Source organism: Bacillus sp. DNRA2, from assembly GCF_012843265.1.
Classification (GTDB): Bacteria; Bacillota; Bacilli; order Bacillales; family Cytobacillaceae; genus Bacillus_BU.
In genome coordinates this window covers 126,146-152,187 of the sequence record NZ_JABAIT010000009.1, presented here as the reverse complement: position 1 = coordinate 152,187, position 26,042 = coordinate 126,146, and the positions used below count along the sequence as shown (strand labels likewise).

24 protein-coding genes and 1 pseudogene are annotated in these 26,042 nt (G+C 40.1%); 1 reads left to right on the top strand and 24 read right to left on the bottom strand.

The genetic code is table 11. From position 1 onward, the window contains the following. Window positions 1-126: 126 nt before the first annotated feature. The 11 genes and pseudogenes from HHO41_RS10205 to rpsU form a co-directional block, all read right to left on the bottom strand. Window positions 127-510: a diacylglycerol kinase family protein gene (locus HHO41_RS10205; RefSeq protein ID WP_169098139.1), complete on the bottom strand. Its 384-nt coding sequence runs from the start codon at window positions 508-510 to the stop codon at window positions 127-129. Further along, complete coding sequence (gene ybeY / locus HHO41_RS10200; protein WP_169098137.1) at window positions 488-958, bottom strand: rRNA maturation RNase YbeY; 471 nt, start codon at window positions 956-958, stop codon at window positions 488-490. Before ybeY ends, HHO41_RS10205 begins: the two co-directional genes overlap by 23 nt. Further along, window positions 955-3,111 carry an HD family phosphohydrolase gene (locus HHO41_RS10195; RefSeq protein WP_169098135.1) on the bottom strand — a complete coding sequence of 719 codons (2,157 nt, stop codon included), beginning with the start codon at window positions 3,109-3,111 and terminating at the stop codon, window positions 955-957. The genes ybeY and HHO41_RS10195 overlap by 4 nt, the downstream gene beginning before the upstream one ends. Before the next feature lie 132 nt (window positions 3,112-3,243). Continuing rightward, window positions 3,244-4,215 (bottom strand): PhoH family protein, encoded by a 972-nt coding sequence (locus HHO41_RS10190; protein WP_169098133.1) that lies wholly within the window; start codon window positions 4,213-4,215, stop codon window positions 3,244-3,246. After that, the gene (yqfD, locus tag HHO41_RS10185) at window positions 4,212-5,405 is read right to left on the bottom strand and encodes a sporulation protein YqfD (RefSeq protein WP_169098130.1); all 1,194 of its coding nucleotides are present in this window, start codon (window positions 5,403-5,405) and stop codon (window positions 4,212-4,214) included. The genes HHO41_RS10190 and yqfD overlap by 4 nt, the downstream gene beginning before the upstream one ends. Before the next feature lie 15 nt (window positions 5,406-5,420). Next, window positions 5,421-5,705: a sporulation protein YqfC gene (gene yqfC, locus HHO41_RS10180; protein ID WP_169098128.1), complete on the bottom strand. Its 285-nt coding sequence runs from the start codon at window positions 5,703-5,705 to the stop codon at window positions 5,421-5,423. A gap of 75 nt (window positions 5,706-5,780) precedes the next feature. Continuing rightward, on the bottom strand, window positions 5,781-6,167 hold the full coding sequence (locus tag HHO41_RS10175; RefSeq protein ID WP_169098126.1) for a hypothetical protein: 387 nt from the start codon (window positions 6,165-6,167) through the stop codon (window positions 5,781-5,783). A 25-nt stretch (window positions 6,168-6,192) separates the two neighbouring features. Then, complete coding sequence (gene floA / locus HHO41_RS10170) at window positions 6,193-7,185, bottom strand: flotillin-like protein FloA (RefSeq protein WP_169098124.1); 993 nt, start codon at window positions 7,183-7,185, stop codon at window positions 6,193-6,195. A gap of 42 nt (window positions 7,186-7,227) precedes the next feature. Next, window positions 7,228-7,878, bottom strand: a pseudogene (locus tag HHO41_RS10165) (NfeD family protein); the annotation flags it as partial. A 249-nt stretch (window positions 7,879-8,127) separates the two neighbouring features. Then, window positions 8,128-8,571 (bottom strand): GatB/YqeY domain-containing protein, encoded by a 444-nt coding sequence (locus tag HHO41_RS10160; protein WP_169098120.1) that lies wholly within the window; start codon window positions 8,569-8,571, stop codon window positions 8,128-8,130. Between the two features lie 16 nt (window positions 8,572-8,587). After that, window positions 8,588-8,761 carry a 30S ribosomal protein S21 gene (rpsU, locus tag HHO41_RS10155; RefSeq protein ID WP_019154564.1) on the bottom strand — a complete coding sequence of 58 codons (174 nt, stop codon included), beginning with the start codon at window positions 8,759-8,761 and terminating at the stop codon, window positions 8,588-8,590. Window positions 8,762-8,999: 238 nt separating this feature from the next. Between rpsU and HHO41_RS10150 the strand changes: the two genes are divergently transcribed. Continuing rightward, window positions 9,000-9,929, top strand: a complete 930-nt coding sequence (locus HHO41_RS10150; protein ID WP_169098118.1) for a Na/Pi symporter — start codon at window positions 9,000-9,002, stop codon at window positions 9,927-9,929. Between the two features lie 264 nt (window positions 9,930-10,193). On the opposite strand, the gene deoC is transcribed toward HHO41_RS10150, so the two are convergent. The 13 genes from deoC to gpr all read right to left on the bottom strand — a co-directional run bounded on the left by deoC (window position 10,194) and on the right by gpr (window position 25,914). After that, window positions 10,194-10,865, bottom strand: a complete 672-nt coding sequence (deoC, locus tag HHO41_RS10145) for a deoxyribose-phosphate aldolase (protein WP_169098116.1) — start codon at window positions 10,863-10,865, stop codon at window positions 10,194-10,196. Between the two features lie 576 nt (window positions 10,866-11,441). Next, window positions 11,442-12,803, bottom strand: coding sequence for a tRNA (N(6)-L-threonylcarbamoyladenosine(37)-C(2))-methylthiotransferase MtaB (gene mtaB, locus HHO41_RS10140; protein ID WP_169098114.1), 1,362 nt, complete (start codon window positions 12,801-12,803; stop codon window positions 11,442-11,444). Between the two features lie 5 nt (window positions 12,804-12,808). After that, window positions 12,809-13,558 (bottom strand): 16S rRNA (uracil(1498)-N(3))-methyltransferase, encoded by a 750-nt coding sequence (locus HHO41_RS10135; RefSeq protein ID WP_169098111.1) that lies wholly within the window; start codon window positions 13,556-13,558, stop codon window positions 12,809-12,811. Window positions 13,559-13,654: 96 nt separating this feature from the next. Continuing rightward, the gene (prmA, locus tag HHO41_RS10130) at window positions 13,655-14,593 is read right to left on the bottom strand and encodes a 50S ribosomal protein L11 methyltransferase (protein WP_169098109.1); all 939 of its coding nucleotides are present in this window, start codon (window positions 14,591-14,593) and stop codon (window positions 13,655-13,657) included. 28 nt (window positions 14,594-14,621) lie between these two features. Further along, on the bottom strand, window positions 14,622-15,746 hold the full coding sequence (gene dnaJ, locus HHO41_RS10125) for a molecular chaperone DnaJ (protein ID WP_169098107.1): 1,125 nt from the start codon (window positions 15,744-15,746) through the stop codon (window positions 14,622-14,624). Window positions 15,747-16,013: 267 nt separating this feature from the next. Beyond that, complete coding sequence (dnaK, locus tag HHO41_RS10120; protein ID WP_169098105.1) at window positions 16,014-17,837, bottom strand: molecular chaperone DnaK; 1,824 nt, start codon at window positions 17,835-17,837, stop codon at window positions 16,014-16,016. Between the two features lie 48 nt (window positions 17,838-17,885). After that, window positions 17,886-18,488, bottom strand: coding sequence for a nucleotide exchange factor GrpE (gene grpE, locus HHO41_RS10115; protein ID WP_169098103.1), 603 nt, complete (start codon window positions 18,486-18,488; stop codon window positions 17,886-17,888). A 103-nt stretch (window positions 18,489-18,591) separates the two neighbouring features. Further along, entirely contained in the window at window positions 18,592-19,623 is a 1,032-nt protein-coding gene (hrcA, locus tag HHO41_RS10110) for a heat-inducible transcriptional repressor HrcA (RefSeq protein ID WP_169098101.1), read from the bottom strand. An 85-nt stretch (window positions 19,624-19,708) separates the two neighbouring features. Further along, window positions 19,709-20,851, bottom strand: coding sequence for a radical SAM family heme chaperone HemW (gene hemW, locus HHO41_RS10105; protein WP_169098099.1), 1,143 nt, complete (start codon window positions 20,849-20,851; stop codon window positions 19,709-19,711). Window positions 20,852-21,110: 259 nt separating this feature from the next. Beyond that, window positions 21,111-22,946, bottom strand: coding sequence for a translation elongation factor 4 (gene lepA, locus HHO41_RS10100; RefSeq protein ID WP_169098097.1), 1,836 nt, complete (start codon window positions 22,944-22,946; stop codon window positions 21,111-21,113). Window positions 22,947-23,109: 163 nt separating this feature from the next. Beyond that, the gene (locus tag HHO41_RS10095) at window positions 23,110-23,454 is read right to left on the bottom strand and encodes a YqxA family protein (RefSeq protein ID WP_248278416.1); all 345 of its coding nucleotides are present in this window, start codon (window positions 23,452-23,454) and stop codon (window positions 23,110-23,112) included. A gap of 18 nt (window positions 23,455-23,472) precedes the next feature. Beyond that, window positions 23,473-24,675, bottom strand: a complete 1,203-nt coding sequence (gene spoIIP, locus HHO41_RS10090; RefSeq protein ID WP_169098095.1) for a stage II sporulation protein P — start codon at window positions 24,673-24,675, stop codon at window positions 23,473-23,475. 114 nt (window positions 24,676-24,789) lie between these two features. Beyond that, entirely contained in the window at window positions 24,790-25,914 is a 1,125-nt protein-coding gene (gene gpr, locus HHO41_RS10085) for a GPR endopeptidase (protein WP_169098093.1), read from the bottom strand. Window positions 25,915-26,042 lie beyond the last annotated feature (128 nt).

Sequence of the window (26,042 nt, the reverse complement as noted above, 5' to 3'; positions counted from 1 at the left end):
TCATCTTCAACCAGTCGTTTCATCGAAATGACGTCTCTGTCAGATAATTAAAAGAAGAGTGCTGACTGGATCAACACTCCATGCGACTGCCCGTCGCACAAAAAGAGACTACTCAATAGTCTCTCATTAGTTTAATATTTGAAAAATTTTCGGAAGAAAAATCACCAGACCGATGATGACAGCGATTATCGCGAAAACAAAAACAGCTCCTGCCGCTACGTCTTTAGCCTGTTTTGCTAACGGCAGATGCTCCTCCGTCACCAAATCAACAACCCGCTCGAGCGCTGTGTTAACCAGCTCCAGCGATATTACCGCACCAATCGCCAAGAGGATAATGAGCCATTCAGTTATCGAAACAGAAAACCAAACCGCAAAAAGGCAAACCAGCACAGTAAAGGTTAAATGGATACGAAGATTTCTCTCCATTTTTACAGCATGGACGATGCCTTCTATCGCATACGAGAACGACTTGAAAACCTTTTTAGCCTCAGCGCTCCAATCCGTACGCATCGAGTATTTCCTTTTGTCTTCCGAACATGATTTTTTCCTCGTCATCTGTCATATGATCATAACCTAGCAAATGTAAAAATCCATGTACAGCTAAAAAGCCTAACTCACGGTGAAACGAATGCCCGTATTCAGCAGCCTGCTCCTCGGCACGAGGAACGGAAATAATAATATCTCCCAGCACTCGTGGCATATCCAGACCGGAAAGCTCAATTTCACCTTCACCAAGCTCTTCCATTGCAAAGGAAATGACGTCAGTAGGTTGATCTTTGTCGCGGTACTCGCGGTTTATTTCTTGAATTTTTTCATTAGTTACGAAAGTTACTGATACTTCACTATCTACTTCGACACTTTCCCGTTTCGCTGCTAAATTTAATAGTTCCAGCACGGTTGAAATGTCTTTTTCTGTTAATTTCTCTGTTTCATCAAGATAATCAATTAATAGACTCATGCTTGGCTCACCTTCTGCTTAATGGTTTCCGGATATTCAATCCGTGAATGAAAGATTCCTTTGAGGGTTTCCAACAACGCATTGGATACAGTCTCAAGCTCCTTCAATGTTAAATCACATTCATTGAATTGATCATCAGCCAAACGATCGGCGATGATTTTTCGAACAACTGATTCAATTTGCTCGTGGGTTGGATGTCCCATCGACCTCACAGCCGCTTCAACACTATCAGCTATTCCGATAATAGCCGCCTCTTTTGTTTGCGCCTTCGGTCCTGGATAACGGTAATCCATCTCTTTAACCTCAATCCCATCCTTCTTCGCTTTATGGTAAAAATACTGCAATAATGTTGTACCATGATGCTGTTCGGCAATATCAATGATTTCTCTCGGCATTTTATGCCTTTTAAGCATTTCCACACCATCAATCGCATGGGCAATGATAATATTTTTGCTTGTTTGCGGTGGAAGTCGGTCATGTGGATTTTGAATATTCATTTGATTTTCAATAAAAAATTGCGGCCGCTTTGTCTTACCAATATCATGATAATAACATCCGACTCTTGCTAATAGACCATTTGCACCTATCGCTTCACATGCCGTTTCAGCAAGATTAGCGACCATAACACTATGATGATAAGTTCCTGGAGCTTCCGTTAAAATTTTTTTAAGTAATGGATGATTAGGATTGGATAATTCGATTAATTTCAAAGTTGAAAGGATGCCAAAGCCCGCCTCAAAATATGGTATTAACCCTATTGTTAAAACAGCTGAGCCTATTCCAGACAACAATGCTCCAATCAGATAAAAACCATATTCCATTCCGGAAAATTGACCATTTCGTAAAAATAGCAACGAAAAAATGACGACCATATTGACTGCCGCAACCAATAAACCTGCTTGGAGAATTTTAGAGCGATTATTATGATTACTCAAAAATAGAACGCTTGCCATTCCACTAATTAAAATGTAAATCATCACCGTAACTTGCACCGTCGCTGTGATACCCTCATTAAAGATGATTCCTCCACAGATAGCCAAAATCAGTGAAAAAGCAACAGCCAAGCGTTCATGGGTTAAGAGCTTTATCAGCATAGCCCCCATTGCTGCCGGGAAGATATACGCAATTTCTGAGTAATTCAACTTCAAGAATAAACTTAACACCTTCATAATCGCAATCGACATTACCAGGATAATTGATACGATTAGTACGTACTTGTGTTTTATGTCTTGTGATACCCCTAAATAATGGAAGAAAAAATATAAGCCTCCTAGCAAAATCAATATTAGCAAGGCCAGGCCAACAAATGGCTTAAACGAATGTTCATTATCTGAAATTCCCGCTAACTCCAGTTGTCTGTATATATCGCGACTAATTAATTGCCCTTCCTCGACGAGAATTTGCCCTTCCAGTATCAAAACTGGCTCGACTCCCTCCATCGCCTGCTGTCGCATTTCCTCAGTAGCATTCGGATCATAAAACTCATTTTGAATCACTGCATAACGTCCTAATTCAATTGCAGCATTTTTTAGATTACTATTTAAACTTGTATATTTTAACTCTTCTTCCAGTCGTTTTTTTGCATTTTCAACATCATCCTGAGGAATACGTGAACTCATGACATAGTTGATTGCCGTTACCGTTAAGTCTCTTGCAATGGAAAGTTCATCGTTTGATGACTGTAATAGGGCAATAAAAACCGAGTCGGATAACTCCTTTGTTTCATTGTCGGTTAGTTTTTGCTTTACTTTCTCTAACTGTACTGATACGGGCGGTTCGGCTTTATCTGTATTTTCTGCTTTTGCCATTTCATCAGCAATGTCCTCTTTTACCTCAGAAACTGAATCAAAAATAGACGTAATTAAGTCTACGCGATTTTGCGTATACTCTTTTTTAAGAATATACACATCCTGAACATTGTTAAGTGCTTCCTTGCGCTTACGTTCGGTGCTCTCTTTGTCCTCAACCGTAATCGGTGAACGAATCGTCTGGTCCGCTACAGAAAATAATGTAAGGTCAAGCTTTTCTGGTTTGACATTACTATACATAGAAACAAAGAGAATTAAACCTAATATCACAAATAAAAGAATTCGAAATAAGGTTTCACCGAGAAAATTTTTCATTTTAGCAATTTGAAGCTGAATTTTTCCCAATGTTAACACCTCTTAAATATGGCTATGCCAAAACCCAACTTTTGTTATGTAAAATAATATCAGTTTTCAAAGAAAGTTTCATCCTAATTTGATAAACTTGCGGTGATACGCAAAAAGCCGACACCTATTGGGTCAGCTTTCTACATTCTCAAATTGATCGTAAGCATTGATAATTTTTGCAACGACTGGATGACGAACTACATCAGCTGCCTCAAGATAAACAAAGGACACGCTTTTGATATTTTTCAAAATATTCTCCGCTTCGGTTAAACCCGATTTCACACCTTTCGGTAGATCCACTTGAGTACGGTCACCAGTTATGACCATTTTCGAACCAAAGCCAAGCCTTGTTAAAAACATTTTCATTTGCGCATGAGTCGTATTTTGAGCCTCATCAAGAATGACGAACGCATCATCGAGAGTTCTGCCTCGCATATATGCAAGTGGCGCAATTTCTATCGTTCCTCGTTCAATTTGACGAACTGTGTGCTCCATTCCTAGAACATCATAAAGTGCATCATACAAAGGTCTTAAATATGGATCAACCTTTTCCTTTAGGTCCCCTGGCAAAAAGCCTAAGCTCTCACCTGCCTCAACTGCAGGTCTAGTAAGGATAATCCGCTTTACATGACCATTTTTCAACGCATTTACTGCCATTACGACAGCTAGGTAGGTTTTACCTGTTCCTGCTGGTCCTATTCCAAAAATAAGGTCATTTTGTTTAATAGCGTTAACGTAACGACGCTGACCGAATGTTTTGACTCTAATCGATTTCCCTTTGGAGTTTTTACTGATTTCTTCCTCGTATAATTCTCCAAAATAGTCAATTGTTCCCTTTTTAACCAATTTCACAGCATAGCTAACATCGCGTTGGCTGATTGCTATCCCTTTTTTAATCACTTCGAGCAATTTATCAATTACTTTTCCTGCAAGATGAAGCTGTTCAGGCTGACCAGTAATCGTTAAGGACTCGCCGCGGGTAATAATCGACACTTGTAGTTCTTGTTCAATGATTTTTAAATTGCCATCAGAATTGCCAAACAGGGTTATGGCTTCCTCTTGATTATTTATTTTTACATCAATTGTTTTTCGCTCTTCTGTCATTCTTCGTCTCCTTGAATTATTGGTTGTTCCTCCGCAATATCCTCTATAATTTGGAAATGGATTGATAATGTAACTTTACCATTCTCTATAGCTTGATGTAAAACATTTTCCCCCTTAATGATAGCATCCTCAGATAGCTTGCTTTTTATATCTTTTCTTGCAATTTCCATAGCTACTTCGGTTGCTTCTTCCTCTGAGTAAATTCTTGTGACCTCTTCCTTTTCGCGAATCACCGTATCAACAAATGAGATAGGCAGTTCCCATTTCAAAAAACGCAGCTTATGATTGGTGGTATCTTCGGTAAATGAAGGATATTTGGGCTTTCCAAAGCCCCATACAGGTATTTTCACTTTTCCCATTTTAATTGAGTATTTCATTTTTTCATTACCATTAAAGACTTGGAATGTACTTTTTATTGGCAATTCAACTGTTGATTTATACCATGTCTCTCCAAATACTTCCCCTGTTGCCGAAACAATTTCGGTCTTTTCTTCCTTTCCAATTATTCCAGATACTAGCAATTGCCCCTTTTGCACATGTTGGTTAAGTTCAACCTGTTTCTGACCTTTTTCAACATATATTTTGGAAATGACTGCTTCCTTTTTAGCGACTAAATGGCGAGGACCAAAAACCTCCGTCTTTTTCGGCTCCTTCTTCTCAACGACCTCAAGATGAAAGGTTGTCCCCCTTAACTCAACACCAACCCAAGTGATGACTTGAATTTCATTGGTGAGCTTTCGTTGAACCGTTTCAACATCGTCAATGAAAAACTGAAGCTTTCCAGGTTTAATGCCCATCTTGTCCAATTGTTTATAAATTTTATGCTCTGTTGCTGGATTAGCCCCCTTCACCTCGACACGCCAGACCATGTTTGAAAGTAGAATAATGACAAAAAGAAACAGAATGGCCCCAGCCAATAGACCGCTGTTTCTTAACATTTGTTTTAGGAGAAACGGCATGCCGATTCTTTGCTGGAACACGATTTTACATTCACTATTTCTTGCAAGTGGCCGTATCTTTTTGACATCCCCAAGCTTTAAATGAAAAACGACTGTGTCGACACCATATCTTTTAACATCCCAAATCGTAATGCCATTTCTGAGCAGTTGATTAATGAACCTTTCAATTCCTTTTCCCGAGACCTTTACTGAGACAGTTCCGGAAAAAAACTCGAGCCATTGGTTCTTCATTGCGCTCCCCCTGAATCAATCATTGATATAAATAACCTGATCTATTTTTCCTTCAAGTAAGATTTCTTCTGGTAAAATCGTTTTTATTACAAAGGCCTTTCCTTTTACTAATAGCTGGCCTTGTTTTAACAAGAGGCGTATTTCACGATCAGAGAAGGTTAATAATCCACGGTGGTTCTCAATATAAATATGAATTTGTCCAACCATAGTAATGCGGGGCAAATCCATCATGACATCCTGAGGAAGCTCCATGTTTTTTGTAACCCAGTTGCGAATAAGCTGGCCCCATTTTTTTGCCATAAAAAAAGAACCCCCTTTCATCTCATACTTATGAAATGAACGAAGGTTCTAGCACTTATTTTTACGTTTCAGGGTTTATTTAATCGCCCGATGCGGTCGTTTCGATCGTGGCGGCCCTAACACCTCGGACCAAATTAATCCGTCTATTAAGGCGTTAGGAGCTGTATTTAACGTCGTTTTATTACTTTCTCCTACTTCTTCATCTTGGAGAATTTGATTTCCCTCACGAAGGACTGTGGCTTGCTGCGGGACTGCTGTATGATCTTTATTTACCTTTTCTATTCGAGCAGGCCGCTGCTTACTAAGCGGAGTAGCTGTCCCTTGTTTATGAACGTGCGGCTTCGGTGGTTTGACTACTTTTTTCCGTTCCGGCTGTGTTTCTTTTTTCTTTTTTAAAAAGGAGGAAATGACACCAATCAAAATCACCAAAATTAACGGATTTTCCAATATAAACCTCATCATGCGGGCCTCCTAACCAGGGAACCTACTACTTGTTATCATTTTGCTTCTTATCACCTGTCATCTTCCCAATCGAGTCTCTCATATCGGTATCAGCTGAAATATTTTGGAAGTTCATATAGTCCATCACACCAATATTTCCTTCACGAAGTGCTTCAGCCATTGCTAATGGAACAGTCGCTTCAGCTTCAACGACCTTGGCGCGCATTTCCTGTACTTTCGCCTTCATTTCCTGTTCTTGGGCAACCGCCATCGCCCGACGTTCCTCTGCTTTCGCCTGGGCAATTTTCTTATCTGCCTCAGCTTGCTCGGTTTGTAACTCAGCCCCAATGTTTTTACCGATATCAACATCAGCGATATCAATCGAAAGTATTTCAAAGGCAGTACCCGCATCCAAACCTTTTGAAAGAACAGTTTGCGAAATCATATCTGGATTTTCTAATACCTTTTTGTGATTACTACTAGAACCGATTGTACTGACGATACCCTCGCCGACACGGGCTACAACCGTTTCTTCTCCGGCTCCCCCGACCAGACGTTCAATATTGGCACGGACAGTAATTCTGGCCTTAGCCTTAACTTCAATCCCATCCATTGCAACCCCGGCTATAAACGGGGTTTCGATGACCTTTGGATTAACACTCATTTGTACTGCTTCCAACACGTCACGACCTGCCAGGTCAATTGCAGCACAACGTTCAAAGCTTAGTTCGATATTGGCACGGTGTGCTGCAATTAACGCATTCACAACGCGGTCAACATTACCACCCGCTAAATAATGGCTCTCCAATTGATTAGTTGTCACATTAATACCAGCCTTATGCGCTTTGATAAGCGGATTGATGACTCTACTCGGAATAACGCGACGTAATCTCATTCCAATTAATGTAAAAATACTGACCTTTACGCCTGCTGCTAATGCAGAAACCCAAAGCATCACTGGGACAAAAGTAAATAAAATACCCAACAAAATAAACCCGAGAACGATAGCAATAATTAAAAAAGCTGTTCCTGCTGCCATGTTAAAACCTCCTTATTCTTGTATCCTTGATATGATTTCTGTTTAATGGACAGTTCTTACGACTATCCTTGCACCCTCAACCTTCACAACAATTACCTCTGAATCCTTTGGAATAAATTCCCCTTCACTTACAACATCAATTCGTTCCTCGCCGATTAACACTGTACCAGCTGGTCTAAGAGCAGTAATCGTCACTCCTTTAAGTCCCAGCAATTCTGTCCGATTTCGATTGGAAACATAACCGCTTTGTGTATCGGTTGAATCAGTTAAGATTATTTTCTTAAATAGGCTCATTTTTTTCCCAAACACCCTTATCATGATGACAGATGCCAAAATTGATACTCCGATGGCAATAAGGATCGAAATCCCCATGTAAACCGCATTATCTGCTGCTAAAAATAAGCTTCCTAAAATAGATAAAGCTCCAATTGTTCCAATAATTCCCCCCGGTACAAATAGTTCAACAACCACGAGGGCTATTCCAACAACAAACAGGATTAATGTTTCAAACCCGGCTAAACCTGATACTAGATGTCCATAGAAAAATAACAGTAGTGCTGACAATCCTATAAAACCAAATATTCCAAACCCCGGAGAAAACAACTCCAATACCAAACCTAAACAGCCTAATGTTAAAAGAATTGTGATGGTAACAGGATGTGTAATCATTTGAGAAATTTGAGTGACTAAGCTAGCCCCATCAGATTGTACATTTTCAGCTCCATAGCTTATTACCTGTGCACCTGCACTCATCCCAGGAATTATAATCATAAAAATGATAAATAAGGACAGCATTATGAGTATGAACTTTCGCAAGTATTTCCCTCCTCTCTTCGCCCTCATAATATTATTTACGGAACTGTAAGAGAATAGTTTCATATTTCTTTTAAATGACATGAAAAGCCGCAGAGAATCATTCTCTGCGGCCATTGATGTCGTTAATTATGAAAGGTGTTGTTGAACAAGTTTATTTACGAGTGTTCCGTCTGCTTTACCTTTAACTTTCGGCATTACCGCAGACATTACTTTTCCCATCTCAGCTTTTGATGTTGCACCTACTTCTGCGATTGCTTGTTTTACAATCTCAGTCACTTCTTCTTCAGATAGCTGTTTCGGCATGTACACCTCGACAAATGTCAATTCAGTACGCAATTTTTCAACCAGATCTTCACGACCGGCTTTTTCAAATTCGTTGAGGGAGTCCTTGCGTTGTTTCATTTCGCGAGAAAGGACAGTTAACTCTTGCTCTTCGGATAGCTCGTTGCCAAGCTTTATTGCTTCATTTTGCAATGAAGCTTTAATCATCCGAATTACAGAAAGTTTGTCTTTTTCCTTATTCTTCATCGCTTGTTTCATATCATTATTTAAACGCTCGAGAAGACTCAATGTATTACACCCTCTCTTACCACTTACGTTTTCTTGCTGCTTCTGACTTTTTCTTACGCTTTACACTAGGCTTTTCGTAGAATTCGCGCTTTCTAGCTTCTTGTATTGTACCTGATTTAGATACTGTACGTTTAAAGCGACGAAGAGCATCTTCAAGCGATTCGTTTTTACGAACGACGGTTTTAGACATTCTCTTTCCCTCCCTCCGAACACAACACACTAACATCGAGGACATGGATACCCATGTACTTTGACAATTATAATATAATGCACATATTAGGTCAACTCAATTTGACCTTGTTCCGACGATTCGAGAAAAATTGTTCTTTTTCGACGATTATTTTATGTTGTTTGTTATATTTTTATTACTAAAAAGCATGTCTATTCATGGTATTTCATACATATATAAACAGTGGGAGTGAGTGGACATGTTATATATCTTACTTTTTATCTTGCTCATCACTGTATTCATCACTGGAATGACAATCCTACGAGCAGGCTTATTTAAACTTTCAGGTGAAACGTTTAAGCACTTGCTTGAACGCGTTACTAGTTCGCCCATTAAAGCAATGCTCACAAGTATTTTCGTTACAGCTATTCTTCATAGCAGTTCGGCTGTGATGGTCATTACAATTGGATTAATTGCTGCAGGTATGCTCACTTTTTCAAAATCAATTGGAATTATTTTGGGTACAAATATTGGGACCACGTTCACCACAGAAATCATCACTTTCAATTTTAACCAATACTTGATTCCGATGACGATTATCGGTGCTTTTTTGATGGTTTTTCGAAATGAAAAAATAAGGAGTTCTGGGTCGATTCTATTCGGTATGTCAGCCGTTTTTATCGCTATTAGAGGCTTTGAATTTTTAGCAACACCGCTAACGGATCTCGAGGCGGTGGATAGTATGATGAGGATGCTCAATCAAAGCCATTTATTAAGTATCGGCTTTGGAACGATTTTAACCGCCTTAATACAGTCAAGCACTGCGATGACTGGCATTACGATGGGATTTTTGTCGGGTGGAGTGCTGAAAATTGATTCAGGAATCGCTATTATGCTTGGTTCCAATATCGGAACCTGTATCACTGGTTTCCTTGCATCAATAGGTTCAGGTCGCGAATCAAAATTATGCGCATATGCTCATATTTGGTTAAATGTTGTCGGCGTTGCATTGTTTATCCCTTTTATTGATTGGCTGGCATCCCTTGCACCGTTGGCTGCCGATAGTGCCGATGTCCAATTGGCTCATTCGAGTTTGATTTTTAATGTGGTATCTTCATTGGTTGTATTACCTTTTGCTGAGAAGTTTGGTAAGTGGATTGAGTATGTACATGGCGGGAGGCGAGTATAGGTAATTGTAGTCGAAGAAATCGCTCGCAAGGAATGATGACCGTTTTTATTTTTACTTGAAAAAATGGGAATCAATCGCTGGGTTTGGTGACCGTTTTTATTTTTACTTAAAAAAATGGGAATCAATAACGGGGTTTGGTGACCGTTTTTATTTTTACTCGAAAAAATCGGAATCAATCGCTTGGTTTGGTGACCGTTTTTCGTTTTTCTCAAAAAAATGGGAATCAAACAGAGGATGTCTGTGAATTGAGACATCCTCTAGCTTCTAATAATCAGAATTACTGGTTAAACCATTGACAATTGCCATGCCAGAGCTGGCACCAATTCTTGTTGCACCTGCTTCGATCATGTTTTTGGCATCTTCCGCATTGCGAACCCCACCTGAAGCCTTAACTCCAATATCAGGGCCGACAGTTTTGCGCATTAATGCAATATCTGCAACTGTCGCTCCACCAGTTGAGAAACCTGTTGAGGTTTTGACAAAATCCGCTCCAGCTTTAACAGCTAATTGACAGGCACGAACTTTTTCTTCATCATTTAGCAGGCTTGTTTCAATAATGACTTTCGTTAACGCTTTGCCCTTGGCAGCGTCCACAACAGCACGAATATCACGTTCGACTAACTCGTTGTCACCGTCTTTTAACGCACCGATATTGATGACCATGTCAACTTCAGTTGCCCCGTTACCAATGGCATTAGCTGCTTCAAAAGCCTTAGTTTCTGGGGTATTTGCCCCTAATGGAAAACCGATTACGGTACATACTTTAACCGAACTACCCGCTAATAACTGGCTAGAATATTTAACCCATGTTGGGTTTACACATACTGAAGCAAAGCTATATTCTTTTGCTTCTTGACAAAGTACTTCGATTTGCTCTTTTTTTGCATCTGCTTTTAACAAAGTATGATCAATCATTGCTGCTACATTTTTTGTCATTGGATGTTGCTCCTTTCACAGTGCACTTTGGTTGTCCGTACCTCTTTCATGATACCATTCGAATGTCGAAATTTCGAGTGATTTTTAATAAAGACATTTTGATGAAATTGCTTTATTTAGTGTTATTTGGTTTATGGTAATTTATGCAGGCAAGAAATATTAGGAAAACTTCTATTGTTACCGTTCAGCAATATTTTAGACTCCATGGGCACGATTCGATCGCTATCGTTACCGTTCCCCCTTATTTTAGGCATCCATGGGCACGATTCACTCTCTATCGTTACCGTTCCGCCTTATTTTGAGCCTCCATGGGCACGATTAGTCCTCTATCGTTACCGTCCACACTTATTTTTGGCCTCCATGGGCACGATAAGTTCTCTATCGTTACCGTCCACACTTATTTTAAGCCTCCATGGGCACGATTAGTCCTCTATCGTTACCGTTCCCCCTTATTTTAAGGCTCTACGGGTACGATAAGTCCTCGGATCGTCAAAGCACCAATATATGGAACAATGACCAAAAAAAACTGCCAAGTGCATCAAAAAATTCGCACTTAGCAGTCAAAAAAATATATGTTTATATGACTTCTTCGGCATCCTCTTCCGCAACGAGGTCATCATTTATGACACGAACCAATTGACCTTCGTTATATGGGTAGCCAGCTTTCGTGAGCTTCACTTTAACGATTTTTCCAATCATAGCTTCCGTTCCAGCAAAGACAACCTTCAAATAGTTATCTGTGTAGCCAACATAAAGAGGGTTATCAGAATCTCCTTCGAATTTTTCCTCTGGAATCACTTCAAGTACTTCATCTTCAAATTGTGAGGCGTATTCTTTCGCTAATTGATCCGACAAGGCAATCAAACGGTGGACACGCTCGTTTTTCACCTCTTCATCAACCTGGTCTTCCATCCGAGCTGCGGGCGTTCCAGTCCGTTTCGAGTATGGGAAGACGTGAAGCTCAGAGAATTGGTGCTTTTTAATAAAATCGTAAGTCTCCATAAACTCTTCCTCAGTCTCACCAGGGAAACCAACGATTACATCTGATGTTACCGCAAGGCCTGGTAGAACTTCTTTTAGGCGGTCTAGACGCTCAGCAAAGAAATCCATCGTATATTTACGGCGCATTCGCTTCAAAACAGAATCTGAGCCTGATTGAAGCGGGATATGAAGGTGACGAACAATGACATTAGATTGCTTAATCGCCTCAATCACTTCATCCGTTATTTGGCTCGCCTCAATTGATGAAATTCGAAGTCGCTTTAAGCCACGAACTTCCTTTTCAAGATCTTTTAACAGCAACGCCAAATTGTAATCCTTCATGTCTTCACCATAGCCACCAGTATGAATTCCGGTTAGAACGATTTCTTTATAACCTGCATCTACAAGTTGTTGAGCTTGATGAATAACCTCTTTAGGATCGCGAGAACGCATTAACCCGCGTGCCCATGGAATAATACAGAACGTACAGAAGTTATTACAGCCTTCTTGGATTTTTAATGAGGCACGTGTTCGGTCAGTGAATGCAGGCACATCCAACTCCTCATAAACACGGCTCTTCATAATATTTCTAACACCGTTGATTGGCTGGCGTTCTTGCTTATATTGTTCAATGTAATCCAGCATTTTAACGCGGTCCTGTGTTCCCACAACAACATCAACGCCAGGAATAGCGAGGATTTCAGCTGGAGAGGTTTGTGCGTAACAACCAGTTACACAAATGACAGCATCTGGATTCTTACGGACCGCACGGCGAATAATCTGCCGGCTTTTTTTGTCTCCAGTGTTTGTAACAGTACAAGTATTAATAATATAAACGTCAGAGGTTGACTCGAATTCAACCCGTTCGTAGCCTTGTTCCTTAAATAATTGCCAAATCGCTTCAGTTTCATAATGGTTTACTTTACAGCCAAGTGTATGAAACGCTACTGTAGGCATAATGATCACCTCATTAATTCTAATTGATAAGACACAGCTGCTAATAAATAAAGTGGAGCTGTTTCAGTCCGTAAAATTCTTGGACCTAACCCACAAGCCAAAAATCCATTCTCCGTTAACACTTTAATTTCATTTGAAGTTATACCGCCTTCAGGGCCAAACACAATCAATATCGATTGTCCAGGTTTGATTTCGCGAAGCGATTGGGCTAAAACAGATGCCTCGCCTTGTTTTGCTTCTTCTTCAAAGGCGACCAGCAATACATCAAACCCTTCTGCTCTTTTAAGCAATGCCTGAATCGTTACCGGTGCACTTACAACTGGAATTTTCGAACGATATGATTGCTCTGCTGCCTCTTTAGCAATCTTTTGCCATCGTTCGACCTTTTTTGCAGACTTCTTTTCATCCCATTTTACAATGGAGCGGGCTGCAAGAAAAGGGACAAACTCATGTGCACCTAACTCTGTGCCTTTTTGAATAATCCATTCCAGCTTATCCCCTTTTGGCAATCCACTCGCGATTGTAACTTGAACCGGGAGCTCAGTTGACCCATCTTCCCATTTTACTACCTTAGCAATAATTATTTCATCGGTAATTTCTGCAATTACAGAAAGTGCACTTTTTCCATCTTGTGTGACACAAACGATTTCGTCACCTTCCTTCATCCTCATAACGCGAATGATGTGATGGTAATCCTCACCGCCAATATGAAAACTAGATGCATCGGACTCGGCATTTACAAAATATCGCTGCATATCCAAACTCCTTTTTACATCGAATGAATAAAAGGATACAAAAAGAAACTCGCCAGTTAAGGCGAGAAACCTATTGTATCCGACAATAAATCGAACCTAATTTTTCTTAGCAATAAATGCTACCCAATCTTCCATGACCAACGTTTCTTGAATGGTAAAATCAACCTTTTCTATTGCTTCTCTTACCTGTTGCTTTTTTTGCTGAATAATGCCTGAAGCAATAAAATACCCGCCGGGCTTGACCACCTTAGCAACATCGTCAGTGAAGCGCAAAATAACTTCTGCAAGAATGTTAGCAACGACAATGTCTGCCGGCCCTTCAATTCCATCAAGTAAATTATTTTGGGAAACATTTACAACTTCATGGGCTTTATTAAGCTTAATATTTAACACAGCAGATTGAACAGCAACCTCATCAAGGTCCAATGCCGTTACTTTTGAAGCCCCTAACATTGCAGCTGCGATACTCAAGACCCCTGTTCCAGTTCCAACGTCTACACAGGTATCACCCTCATTAACAGTACGTTCAAGTGCCTGAACACACATTACTGTAGTTGGATGTGTACCCGTTCCGAACGCCATACCAGGATCAAGTTCGATAATTAGCTCATCACTCGATACAGGAGTATAGTCTTCCCATGTTGGGACAATCGTAAACCGTTCTGATATTTTCACAGGATTATAGTATTTTTTCCAAGCGGTTGCCCACTCTTCCTCATTTACTTCGCTGATTGTTACACTATTTTTACCGATATCAATGTTAAATAAGATTAAGTTATTAATGGCATCTTTAATTTCCTCAACCGTTTCACCTAAGAAGCTGTTGATTGGAATATAGGCTTTAATGATGACACCTTCATCAGGGTAATCATCTGGATTGAGTTGGTAGATTTCACCGAAGCGGTCCACCCGTTCCTTGCTAAGTTCAAAAGGATCCTCGATTACGACGCCGCTTGCACCGGCCTCATGTAAAATGTTTGAAATTGGCTCAATCGCTTCATTTGTTGTATGAATGCTGATTTCTGACCATTTCATTACTACCAACTCCATTTTCTTTAAATGATTAGTCACCTTTAAAGGCGCGTTTTACTTTGGAAAAGAAACTATCTTCCGGTCCACCCGAAGGAGCTTTGCCACTTGCTTCTGCAAATTCACGAAGTAACTGTTTTTGTTTATCAGACAATTTAGTTGGTGTAATAACGCGTATGATTACGTGTTGATCACCAACTCCATAGCCACGGACATTAGGAACCCCTTTGCCCTTTAATCTAAATTTTGTTCCTGTCTGCGTACCTTGAGGAACCTTTAGTTTAACTTTACCATGAAGTGTTGGAACTTCAACATCATCCCCCAGCGCAGCCTGAGCAAATGTAATTGGCATTTCGCAGTATATATCTTCACCATCACGCTCGAAGAATTCATGATCGCGCACATGGAAGACAACATAAAGATCCCCTGGAGGTCCGCCATTAAAACCCGGTTCCCCTTGACCTGTTACGCGAAGTTGTTGACCATCGTCAATACCCGCTGGAATCTTCACGTGAATCTTACGACGCTTTTTCACTTTACCTGTTCCACCGCAGGTTGAACACTTATGCTTAATTTGTTTACCAGTTCCATTACAATAATGACATGTGCGGCGATTCACCATTCTACCAAATGGTGTATTCTGTTCAACATTAATTTGACCGCTGCCTTGACAATGCTGACACGTTTCAGGGTGTGTCCCAGATTTGGCACCTGAGCCGTGACAAGTTTCACATTCCTCTTCACGTGGAATTTGAATATCTGTTTCTTTTCCGAACACCGCTTCTTCAAAGTTAAGCGTCATGGTGTATTGCAAATCAGCACCTTGTCTTGGCGCATTTGGATCACGACGTCTCGAACCACCACCGCCGAAGAAGGTATTGAAAATATCTTCGAAACCGCCGAAGCCACCACCAAAATCACCGCCACCAAAGCCTTGATTAGGGTCAGTATGACCAAATTGATCATAATGTGCACGCTTTTGTTCGTCGCTAAGGACTTCGTAAGCTTCTTTAATTTCTTTAAATTTATCTGCTGCATCATCAGCTTTATTGATATCAGGGTGATATTGTTTTGAAAGCTTTCGATAAGCTTTTTTTATCTCATCCTTTGATGCGCTTTTAGCAACACCCAGGACTTCATAATAATCCCGTTTACTCATACTTACCCTCCCGAATCCATTCACATAGAGATTATTCTATCATTTACGGTTAAATAAAATCAATAAGAAATACTTAAGACTAAAGGTGTTTGATTTCCACCCTAATTATACTTATCAAGCAAACTCTATCTTTAAAAAGCTGAAAAAGCCAAAGTCTGGACGACCTGACTTTGACTTTTCCTTATGAAGCATTTTATGGTAGCTACAGCAATCGTTCAGCGTCTAGTGGACTTACTTCGCCACTGAACGATTGCTTCCGCTTTTTAATTATTTATCGTCTACTTCTTCAAATTCAGCATCGACTACATTGTCATCTTTTGGTTTTCCGTCTTGAGCACCTTGAGCTGCTTGAGCTTGTTTCGCTGCTTCCTCATAAAGCTTCACGCTAAGGTTTTGAACGATTTCTTGAAGGGCATCTTTTTTCGCTTTGATTTCTTCTAAATCATTTTTCTCGATAGCAGCTTTTAAAGCATCTTTCGCTTCATTTGCTTTGGCAACATCAGCTGCATCGACTTTATCTTCTAATTCTTTAAGTGTTTTTTCAGTTTGGAAGACTAGCTGATCAGCCTCATTGCGAAGCTCCACTTCTTCCTTACGTTTTTTATCCGCGTCAGCATTTTCTTCTGCTTCACGAACCATTTTTTGGATTTCTTCATCAGATAAACCTGTTGAAGATTTAATTGTAATGGCTTGCTCTTTGTTTGTGCCAAGGTCTTTCGCACGAACATTTACTATACCATTTTTGTCAATATCGAAAGTTACTTCAATTTGTGGAATTCCACGTGGTGCTGGTGGAATATCACTTAATTGGAAGCGGCCTAAAGTTTTATTGTCAGAAGCCATTGGACGTTCACCTTGAAGAACATGGATATCTACGGCAGTTTGGCTATCAGCTGCTGTTGAGAACACTTGAGACTTTGAAGTAGGGATGGTTGTATTACGGTCGATTAATCGAGTGAATACACCGCCCATTGTTTCAATACCAAGTGATAACGGAGTTACGTCTAGTAATACTACATCCTTAACGTCACCAGTAATAACCCCACCTTGAATTGCTGCACCCATAGCAACGACTTCATCAGGGTTAACGCCTTTTGATGGGTCCTTGCCAATTTCCTTACGGATTGCTTCTACAACTGCAGGAATACGTGTAGAACCACCAACAAGGATAACCTTATCAATCTCAGAAGGTGATAATCCAGCATCTCTAAGTGCTTGACGAGTTGGTCCCATTGTTCTTTCAACCAAACTTGATGAAATTTCATCAAACTTAGCTCTTGTTAAATTGATTTCCAAGTGCAATGGTCCTGCTTCTCCAGCAGTGATGAAAGGTAATGAGATTTGTGTTGAAGTTACACCAGATAAATCTTTTTTCGCTTTTTCTGCTGCATCCTTTAAACGTTGTAACGCCATTTTATCTTTTGAAAGGTCAATGCCATTTTCCTTTTTAAATTGATCAACTAAATAATCAATAATAACTTGGTCGAAATCGTCTCCACCGAGGCGGTTGTCACCAGCAGTCGCTTTTACTTCAAATACTCCGTCTCCTAATTCAAGGATGGATACGTCAAAAGTACCGCCACCAAGGTCAAATACAAGGATTGTTTGATCTTCATCTGTTTTGTCTAAGCCATAAGCTAAAGCAGCAGCAGTTGGCTCATTGATGATCCGTTCAACTTCAAGACCGGCAATTTTACCAGCATCTTTAGTTGCTTGACGCTCAGCATCATTAAAGTACGCAGGAACGGTAATAACCGCCTTCGTAACTGGCTCACCAAGATATTCTTCTGCGTATGATTTTAAGTATTGTAAAATAATCGCTGAAATTTCTTGTGGAGTGTAGTCTTTTCCATCAATAGTTTCTTTATGACTAGTACCCATATGGCGTTTAATTGAGATAATGGTATTTGGATTTGTGATCGCTTGACGCTTCGCCACTTCTCCAACTTGACGCTCACCGTTTTTGAACGCAACAACTGAAGGAGTTGTACGATTTCCCTCTGGATTTGGAATAACCTTTGGTTCGCCGCCTTCTAACACGGCAACACAAGAGTTTGTAGTACCTAAGTCAATACCAATGATTTTACTCATGTTTCTTTACCTCCCGTACTTACTATGTAAGTTCACTTATTCTTATTTTTATTGGTTTACTTTTACCATTGAAGGTCGTATAACGCGGTCCTTTAAGCAATAGCCCTTTTGGAACTCATCCACGACAATATTTGATCCAAAATTAGCATCCTCAACTTGCATCACTGCTTGATGAAAGTTTGGGTCAAACTCCTTGCCAACTGCGTCAATCAGTTCAACGCCTTCTTTCTTTAAGGCTTCTAGCAAGCTTTTATATACCATTTCCATCCCCTGTTGCAATGATTTTGTTTCGTCATTTTCTGTGGTCATGGCAAGTGCTCGTTCAAAATTATCTAATGCAGGTAAAAGGTCTGTAATTAAGCTTTGTGCTCTATATTTTTCGCTCGCTTCAGCCTCGAGTCGACTGCGTCGGCGTATATTATCAAAATCAGCTTGTAGACGAAGATTGCGATTTTCAGCAGCCTCAAGTTTTGCTTCTAAATCAGCAATTTGGGCTTTTGCTTCTTCAAGCTCATTTGCTTGTGTCTCCACATCAGCCTCTTGTGTAGCTTCAACCTCTGCCTCCGCAAAAATTTCTTCAACGGTTTCTTGTGCTGGTTGATTCGCTTCTTCTAAAACTTCTTCATTTTTAACATGTTGTTCCTGTGACATAATTTTGTTCACCTCCCTTAAGGTGTTTGTAAAAGTTTATCTGATACCTGATACATAGAAAGGGGATGGAACCTTAGCTCCACCCTAATCAATATTTCCTGTGTCAGTTATTTTGATACAGTTTTGTTAAAACCTTGGATAAATCACTAGATAGCATTTGCAGTAAACTAATCACTCTTGAGTATTCCATTCGTGTGGGACCCAAGATGGCGATGGATCCGAGTTTTTCTGCGCCAACTGAATAAGTAGCCGTAATCAGACTGCAGTTTTCCATTGCTAAGTTGTTGTTTTCTCGACCAATTCTCACATTAATTCCTTCAGGATTCCTATGCAACAAATCATAGATACTGTCTTCCTGTTCGATCATGTTCATTAACAGTCTGATTTTTTCAATATCATGAAATTCAGGTTGTCTGAGCATATTGGTTTTGCCACCAAAAAAAAGTTTATTGGTCGTGGACGGTTTCAAAGTGTCAACGATCGTGGTCAGCATTGTATCATAGTGATGAATGTGCTGACGCAAAAGGACTGCGACTTCTTTGTATATTTTTTCATTCAAATCAGCCATCGGTACATTCACTAATCTGTCATTTAAGATATTAACTAGCTTTTCAATTTCAATAGCATCCAGCGACGCAGGTAAATGGAACATCCGATTTTCTACATGGCCCGTATCAGTGACGATAATAGCAATAGCTGTTTCTTGATTTAATGGAATAATTTGGATCTTTTTCAAGCGATTCTCGTTCACCGCAGGACCTAAGACAATCGAGGTGTAATTTGTTAATTCCGATAGAATTTTTGCCGATCTTTGAACAATTTTTTCAAGCTCGTATATACGTTCTTCAAAAATCGACCGCACCTTTATGATGTCGTCTGATCCTAGATGTTGAGGAGACAATAAATGATCCACATAATAACGGTAGCCCTTTTCAGATGGGATCCGCCCAGAGGAAATATGCGTTTTCTCAATGAAGCCCATCTCCTCCAAATCTGCCATTTCGTTTCGAATTGTCGCAGAGCTAAATGAAATTTCTTCTTTCTTTGACAAACTTCTTGAACCGATTGGTTGTGCAGATCGAATAAAGTCATCAACGATTACTTGGAAGATTAATAATTGACGATCTGTTAACAACGGAACATCACCTCTGTTAGCACTCAATATTAACGAGTGCTAATTCTATTAATAAATTATCAAATAAGGAGCGAAGTGTCAACGATTAGATAACACCTAGAAAGGATTGGAAAACTTCGTTACCAAGTAATTTCCCACATTTTGTGAGGCGAACATAATCCCCATCCACCTCAATTAAGCCTTGTTTTTGCAATTTTTCCAGTTCATCCTTAAATAATAGCGTAAGATTTTCATGATATTTGCTTTGAAATTTCGACAGTGAGACGCCTTTTGTTTTCCTCAACCCAAGAAACATTTCTTCTTCAATTGACTCATTTTTTGTCACAAGGTGATTTTCCATTAGCGGCAAGACATCTTGCGCTAATGGGTCCATGTATTTCTTTAATGGACCAAAATTTGAACGACGATATCCCTGAACATAACTATGAGCTCCGGCACCAAATCCGTAATAATAATCATTATTCCAATAGGTGAGATTATGTCTGCTTTCGTAGCCTGGTTTGGCGAAGTTACTGATTTCGTATTGCTGATAACCGTGTTTTTCCATTTCCTCCATTAATATCTCATACATCTTTGCTTCAGTATCCTCACCAACAGTCGGAAGCTTTCCTTTGTTTAGCAAATTGTAAAAGACCGTTTTAGGCTCAATGATAAGCGAGTATCCTGAAAAATGCGGTAGATCTAGAGCGAATGCTTGCTTTAAGGTGTCAGTAAAGTCAGCAATTGTTTGGCCTGGTAAGCTATAGATTAAATCAATACTGATGTTTTCAAAACCAGTGATCCTTGCCAGTTCAATTGTCTTTCTTACATCTTCGGCGCGATGTGTTCGACCGATTTTTTTCAATAAATCATTATTGAATGTTTGCACCCCAAAGCTAATTCGATTAACGCCCGCATTTTTTAGTATTTGAAATTTTTGCGGTGATAAGTCACCTGGATTCGCTTCAAACGTAAATTCTGTTTGATCATTAAAAGGCAGTTTTGTTTTAATGATTTCACAAAGCTTAGCAAGCTGTGTTTCTGTTAAGGAGGTCGGTGTGCCTCCGCCGACAAAAATAGATGTAAAGCTGCTTGGCGGCTTACTTTGAGCAAATGTCAGCTGGATTTCTTTTTCCATTGCTAATAGATATTCATCAACAGGTTGCCCCTTTAAAAAAACCTTATTAAAATCGCAATAATGGCAAATATGTTCACAAAACGGAATGTGAAAATAAGCCGCATCAACCATTGCTCCCAACTCCTTTTTTATAATTAAGGGAGGATTGTTCGGAGGATTGTTGGTCGGAGCGGAGGGCGCGAAGACTCCTGCGGGAGCAGCGGGACAGGTGAGACCCCGCAGGCGCATTAGCGCCGAGGAGGCTCACCGCCCGCCCCGCGGAAAGCGAAGCGCCCGGAGCGGAGACCAACAATTCGTCTAAAGAAAACATCCTACAAAAAAGAGGCTAGCGTAGCCTGCTGTGCAAGCCTGTCTAACCTCCCCTAAATCATTATTTTTTCGTATTATTATCATCCATCCGAAGCACAGCCATGAACGCTTCCTGTGGAACCTCAACGGAACCAACTTGCTTCATCCGCTTTTTACCTTCTTTTTGTTTCTCCAACAACTTACGCTTACGAGAAATATCCCCGCCGTAACACTTAGCCAACACGTTTTTCCCCATTGACTTAATCGTAGAACGAGCAACAATCTTTTGACCAATCGCCGCTTGGACTGGAACTTCGAATTGCTGTCTTGGAATAAGCTCTTTCAACTTTTCAACAATGATCTTACCACGCTCATAAGCAAAATCCTTGTGAACAATAAAGCTCAACGCATCAACCTTTTCGTTATTAAGCAGAATATCCATTTTCACTAATTTTGATTCCTTGTAGCCAATAAGCTCGTAGTCAAATGAAGCATAACCTTTCGTGCTTGATTTTAACTGATCAAAGAAATCATAAACAATTTCAGATAATGGAATTTCATAAATGATACTGACTCGATTCTCATCTAAATATTGCATATCAATGAAGATTCCGCGTTTTGCCTGACAAAGCTCCATAATCGCCCCAACATAATCATTTGGTGTCATCATCGTCGCTTTGACATATGGTTCTTCGATGCGGTCAATCTTTTGTGGATCTGGCATTTTCGAAGGATTATCTACCTTAATTTGTTCCCCGTCAGTTTTAACCACATGGTAAATAACACTAGGCGCAGTTGTAATCAAATCAATTTTAAATTCACGCTCAATCCGCTCTTGAATAATTTCCATGTGCAAAAGTCCTAAGAAACCACAACGGAAACCAAAACCTAACGCTTGTGATGTCTCCGCTTCAAATTGCAGCGCAGAATCGTTCAATTGCAGTTTTTCTAATGCTTCACGTAAATCATTAAATTTAGCTGAGTCGATTGGATACAAACCGCAATACACCATCGGATTAAGACGACGGTATCCTGGTAATGCTTCTTTGGCACCATTCTTGGCACTGGTGATGGTATCCCCCACCCGAGTATCTCCAACATTTTTAATCGCCGCTGTTAAGAAACCTACATCGCCGACAGATAGCTCATCCCGCGCTTCCGACTTAGGTGTAAAAACACCAACCTCGGTAACCTCGAATTCTTTGCCGGTCGCCATCATTTTAATTTTGTCGCCTACCTTAACAGTCCCTTCAACAACACGAATATAGGCAACAACACCACGATAAGCATCAAATAGCGAGTCAAAAATCAAGGCTTTTAATGGTGCTTCAGGATCTCCTTCTGGAGCAGGTACCTTCTCAACGATTTGCTCAAGGATTTCTTCGATTCCAATCCCGGCTTTTGCTGACGCCAATACCGCTTCAGAGGCATCCAAGCCGATAACCTCTTCGATTTCATGACGAACACGTTCCGGATCGGCGCTAGGTAGGTCAATTTTATTAATAACAGGTAAAATTTCCAAATTGTTATCCAATGCTAAATATACATTCGCCAAGGTCTGCGCTTCAATCCCTTGAGCCGCATCAACAACAAGAATCGCCCCTTCACATGCAGCCAAGCTTCGGGAAACTTCATAAGTGAAGTCGACGTGACCAGGTGTATCAATTAAGTGGAAGGTATATACTTCACCATCTTTTGCCTTGTATTGCAATTGGACAGAGTTTAATTTAATGGTAATTCCCCGTTCTCGTTCTAAGTCCATGGAATCTAGTAGCTGATCCTTCATTTCACGCTGTGATAGAGCATTCGTTTTTTCGAGGATGCGGTCTGCTAATGTAGATTTACCATGATCTATATGTGCAATAATAGAAAAATTACGGATTTTTGATTGTCGTTTTAACTTGTCTTCTCGGTTCATTCTTGTTCACTCCTACAATTCTCGCGCATATACACTATTTTTCATTATACCAACTGGATTTTTAACAAGCAATAAGAAAAGCGCAAGCGGCTTGTTCAGGGGCGACCAGCACAAGACAGACCTGCAAAAAAAATAACACAGAGGCGCATGTTCGCACCCTGTGTTATTTGTTAATTTTTCCAGCTACATGGTCCAGCATTTTTTCTGTAAGCTCAGCTATCCCTTTGGTTATATTTTTCCCAGTGGATGAAAAAATGTTGTAGGCATTCATTTCCTCTATTTCTTGCTTCTTTTTTTGAAAATCATGACTGTCAACATCCTGTCCTAAAAATGAAGCCTCAATTTTCCCATTGTCATTTTCGCTTAAGGACACAGCATTACCAAAATTAGCATCATCATACCCTTTCATACGATGGATGCCATCATTGGCCTGCTGCATTCCAAACAGCACACATACCATCATAATTGAGGCCAATACAAAACTTTTCAGCATAAATAACTTCATCATTTTCACCTACTGTTACTACTAATTTGGATTCGCAGGCTGACTAGTATCCTGGTTTACCTTTTCTGCCTGCCAATAATATTCACTGAATGCATCTGCCAACGCGTCTGAGGAACGATAAAGTTCTTCAAACGTATTGTCAACACCACCAAACTCGACCAAGAAAGCATTTTCCGATAAATCCTGATTATACTTTCCATTGCCTTCATGCTTCACAATAACACCACGGCTTAAGCCAGGATATTTTTGGTCGAGAATTTTGTGAAGCTCAGTAGCCAATTTTGCATTTTTTTCGTAATTACTTTGATTTCCACCAATGATAAAAGCCAACTTTGCATATGATTGTCCATTAATGATTTTTGTGGTCATTTCCTTTCGATGACTATCACGATGAATATCAATAAAGAATTGATGATCACGATTGTTAGCCATTGCGGTTTGGACAACCGGCCTTGACTCTTGATAAGACTGTGTGTAATTCATTCCTTTGCGACTCAGGTTCCCTTGAATATCGGTTTTATCAACAAAGGTGCCAATTCCACGACCTTCTAGTTGCTCCTTTAACTTTTCACCAATTTTGGTGACATTTATCTCAGAATGATAAGCTGCATCTGGATTCGTTACTCCCTTTAAATAGGGGAGATACGATTCACGATTATGGGAAAAATAAACAAATACCACTTGGCGCCCTTCAGTTGTCTGAGACGGTTTATCCGAGTTCTCCTGATTTTGATTACCAGATTCAATATCACCTGTATTTTGCAACGCCGCTTCTTTCTCAGCGGTTAGTACCTCTATCGGTGGTGCTGATTCGATCGGCATATTCGTATAATTCGTGCCTTCCCCAGCCACGAGAATCTTCCCATCAAATAAGGAAAAGCCAGGTAATTCACGACCCAACAAGCTTCTTGGATCATCCAAATTGATATTAGTTGAGAGCTTAAAGGCAATATTTGTCAATTTAGGCGGTTTGCTACTTTCCGGAAGACCTTCAAGAAAATAGTGATTTTCCGTCCCCATCAAATGGAACAGCCATTCTCCAGTCATATGCATAGCAACATTATTAACCGATGTGCTAGATAAACGGTATTCTGGCTTTAGCGAGGTCATCAAACCACTTAATGAAAAGACAAAAAACAAAAACAGTAGAAAAGTTAGCACAGCCTTCACTAGACTTGATGCACGAACGGCAACTATTAAACCTGATTTCCTATTAAATTTCATGGTTCCACCTCTCTCAAGCCATTCTAGTAAATACTATGACTTTGCTAGAGATGGTAGAACCAAATTTTCATCATGTCGACAATTTACAGCAATCCGAACCTGCTTAAGACTAGTTTATCTTGTATAGAACCCCGTATTGTCCTGATCAATATTTTGATGCAATGCAGCGTTTAGACCATTGGCCAATAAATTCGCCATATCTTCGATGAAAACATCTACTTCCTTTGGCGTAACCATGAGATTGTGACCCAAAGGGGCAAGCACCTCATAAATTAATTTCCGTTTCTCTTCATCTGGCAATACGCCTACAAGTCCTAGGAAAGATTTGCGATGCTGCTCCTCTGGCAGGTCCTCATCTGTCAATTTCTTTTTTCCACCAAATGTCATCCCAGCTGGTGTGAGAGCCTTTGAAGGACGGTTTCCTTCTTTCATTTCTCGACCAAAATGCTTCAAGATGAAATCAATCGTGTCACTTGTAATGGAAACAGCGTCGCAGACTGTTGGAACACCCAGCGCTATCACCGGAATTCCTAATGTATCCTGACTAATTTCTTTGCGCTTATTACCTACCCCAGAGCCAGGATGGATTCCTGAATCAGAAATTTGAATTGTCGAATTGACTCGTTCAATCGAGCGAGCTGCGAGTGCATCAATGGCAATCACAAAGTCCGGCTTTGATTTTTCGACTACCCCAAATATGATGTCACTTGTTTCGATGCCTGTAATCCCCATAACTCCTGGTGCCAATGCACTAACAGGACGAAATCCTGGTTCCACATTTTCAGGCTGAAGCTTAAATAAATGGCGGGTGATTAATAGATTTTCACAAACAGATGGCCCAAGCGCATCTGGGGTAACATTCCAATTCCCTAATCCGACCACTAAACAAGACGCATCATCTTTTATACCCAAACTTTTTAAAAAATGAGCGAATTCACGGGCAAATACCTTTTCTACTTTTTGCTGAAGCTCACTATCTTGTTGACGAATTCCAACTACTTCGAGTGTTAGATAACGACCAGGCTTTTTGCCAATAGCCGACTCAGCTTCCTTAGTAATTTCTACCAAGGAAATTTTAATATCATCCTCTTCTTTTTCTTTAATGATAACCCCTTCGATTTGCGATTGGTTCACTTCATGTTGTACCGATTTCGCTCTTTCTGCGATAACCATCTCTCGTGCTTCAACAGCTAAATCTGTCCGAACCGCGTACTTACTTAAATCTAGTGACTCGCCCATATAATTCCCTCCATCATTTAAGTTAGAAAAATTTACTAGAATGGGATGTATAATTGTGCAATGATGTTGATCGAAGCGCCTGTAACGGAAATCAACATATAAATTCAACAAAGTTAATGTGAATGTTT

What these genes read in the sequence shown, in the direction of transcription:
- HHO41_RS10135 (WP_169098111.1), bottom strand. Translation starts at nt 13,558, where the DNA reads ATGCAGCGATATTTTGTAAATGCCGAGTCCGATGCATCTAGTTTTCAT.
- grpE (WP_169098103.1), bottom strand. Translation starts at nt 18,488, where the DNA reads ATGTCACAGGAACAACATGTTAAAAATGAAGAAGTTTTAGAAGAAGCG.
- yqfC (WP_169098128.1), bottom strand. Translation starts at nt 5,705, where the DNA reads ATGGCAAAAAAATGGGGCCAGCTTATTCGCAACTGGGTTACAAAAAAC.
- HHO41_RS10205 (WP_169098139.1), bottom strand. Translation starts at nt 510, where the DNA reads ATGCGTACGGATTGGAGCGCTGAGGCTAAAAAGGTTTTCAAGTCGTTC.
- dnaK (WP_169098105.1), bottom strand. Translation starts at nt 17,837, where the DNA reads ATGAGTAAAATCATTGGTATTGACTTAGGTACTACAAACTCTTGTGTT.
- prmA (WP_169098109.1), bottom strand. Translation starts at nt 14,593, where the DNA reads ATGAAATGGTCAGAAATCAGCATTCATACAACAAATGAAGCGATTGAG.
- dnaJ (WP_169098107.1), bottom strand. Translation starts at nt 15,746, where the DNA reads ATGAGTAAACGGGATTATTATGAAGTCCTGGGTGTTGCTAAAAGCGCA.
- lepA (WP_169098097.1), bottom strand. Translation starts at nt 22,946, where the DNA reads ATGAACCGAGAAGACAAGTTAAAACGACAATCAAAAATCCGTAATTTT.
- HHO41_RS10150 (WP_169098118.1), top strand. Translation starts at nt 9,000, where the DNA reads ATGTTATATATCTTACTTTTTATCTTGCTCATCACTGTATTCATCACT.
- gpr (WP_169098093.1), bottom strand. Translation starts at nt 25,914, where the DNA reads ATGGGCGAGTCACTAGATTTAAGTAAGTACGCGGTTCGGACAGATTTA.
- deoC (WP_169098116.1), bottom strand. Translation starts at nt 10,865, where the DNA reads ATGACAAAAAATGTAGCAGCAATGATTGATCATACTTTGTTAAAAGCA.
- HHO41_RS10095 (WP_248278416.1), bottom strand. Translation starts at nt 23,454, where the DNA reads ATGATGAAGTTATTTATGCTGAAAAGTTTTGTATTGGCCTCAATTATG.
- ybeY (WP_169098137.1), bottom strand. Translation starts at nt 958, where the DNA reads ATGAGTCTATTAATTGATTATCTTGATGAAACAGAGAAATTAACAGAA.
- rpsU (WP_019154564.1), bottom strand. Translation starts at nt 8,761, where the DNA reads ATGTCTAAAACCGTCGTTCGTAAAAACGAATCGCTTGAAGATGCTCTT.
- HHO41_RS10175 (WP_169098126.1), bottom strand. Translation starts at nt 6,167, where the DNA reads ATGATGAGGTTTATATTGGAAAATCCGTTAATTTTGGTGATTTTGATT.
- floA (WP_169098124.1), bottom strand. Translation starts at nt 7,185, where the DNA reads ATGGCAGCAGGAACAGCTTTTTTAATTATTGCTATCGTTCTCGGGTTT.
- HHO41_RS10190 (WP_169098133.1), bottom strand. Translation starts at nt 4,215, where the DNA reads ATGACAGAAGAGCGAAAAACAATTGATGTAAAAATAAATAATCAAGAG.
- yqfD (WP_169098130.1), bottom strand. Translation starts at nt 5,405, where the DNA reads ATGAAGAACCAATGGCTCGAGTTTTTTTCCGGAACTGTCTCAGTAAAG.
- spoIIP (WP_169098095.1), bottom strand. Translation starts at nt 24,675, where the DNA reads ATGAAATTTAATAGGAAATCAGGTTTAATAGTTGCCGTTCGTGCATCA.
- mtaB (WP_169098114.1), bottom strand. Translation starts at nt 12,803, where the DNA reads ATGCCTACAGTAGCGTTTCATACACTTGGCTGTAAAGTAAACCATTAT.
- hemW (WP_169098099.1), bottom strand. Translation starts at nt 20,851, where the DNA reads ATGGTTGATGCGGCTTATTTTCACATTCCGTTTTGTGAACATATTTGC.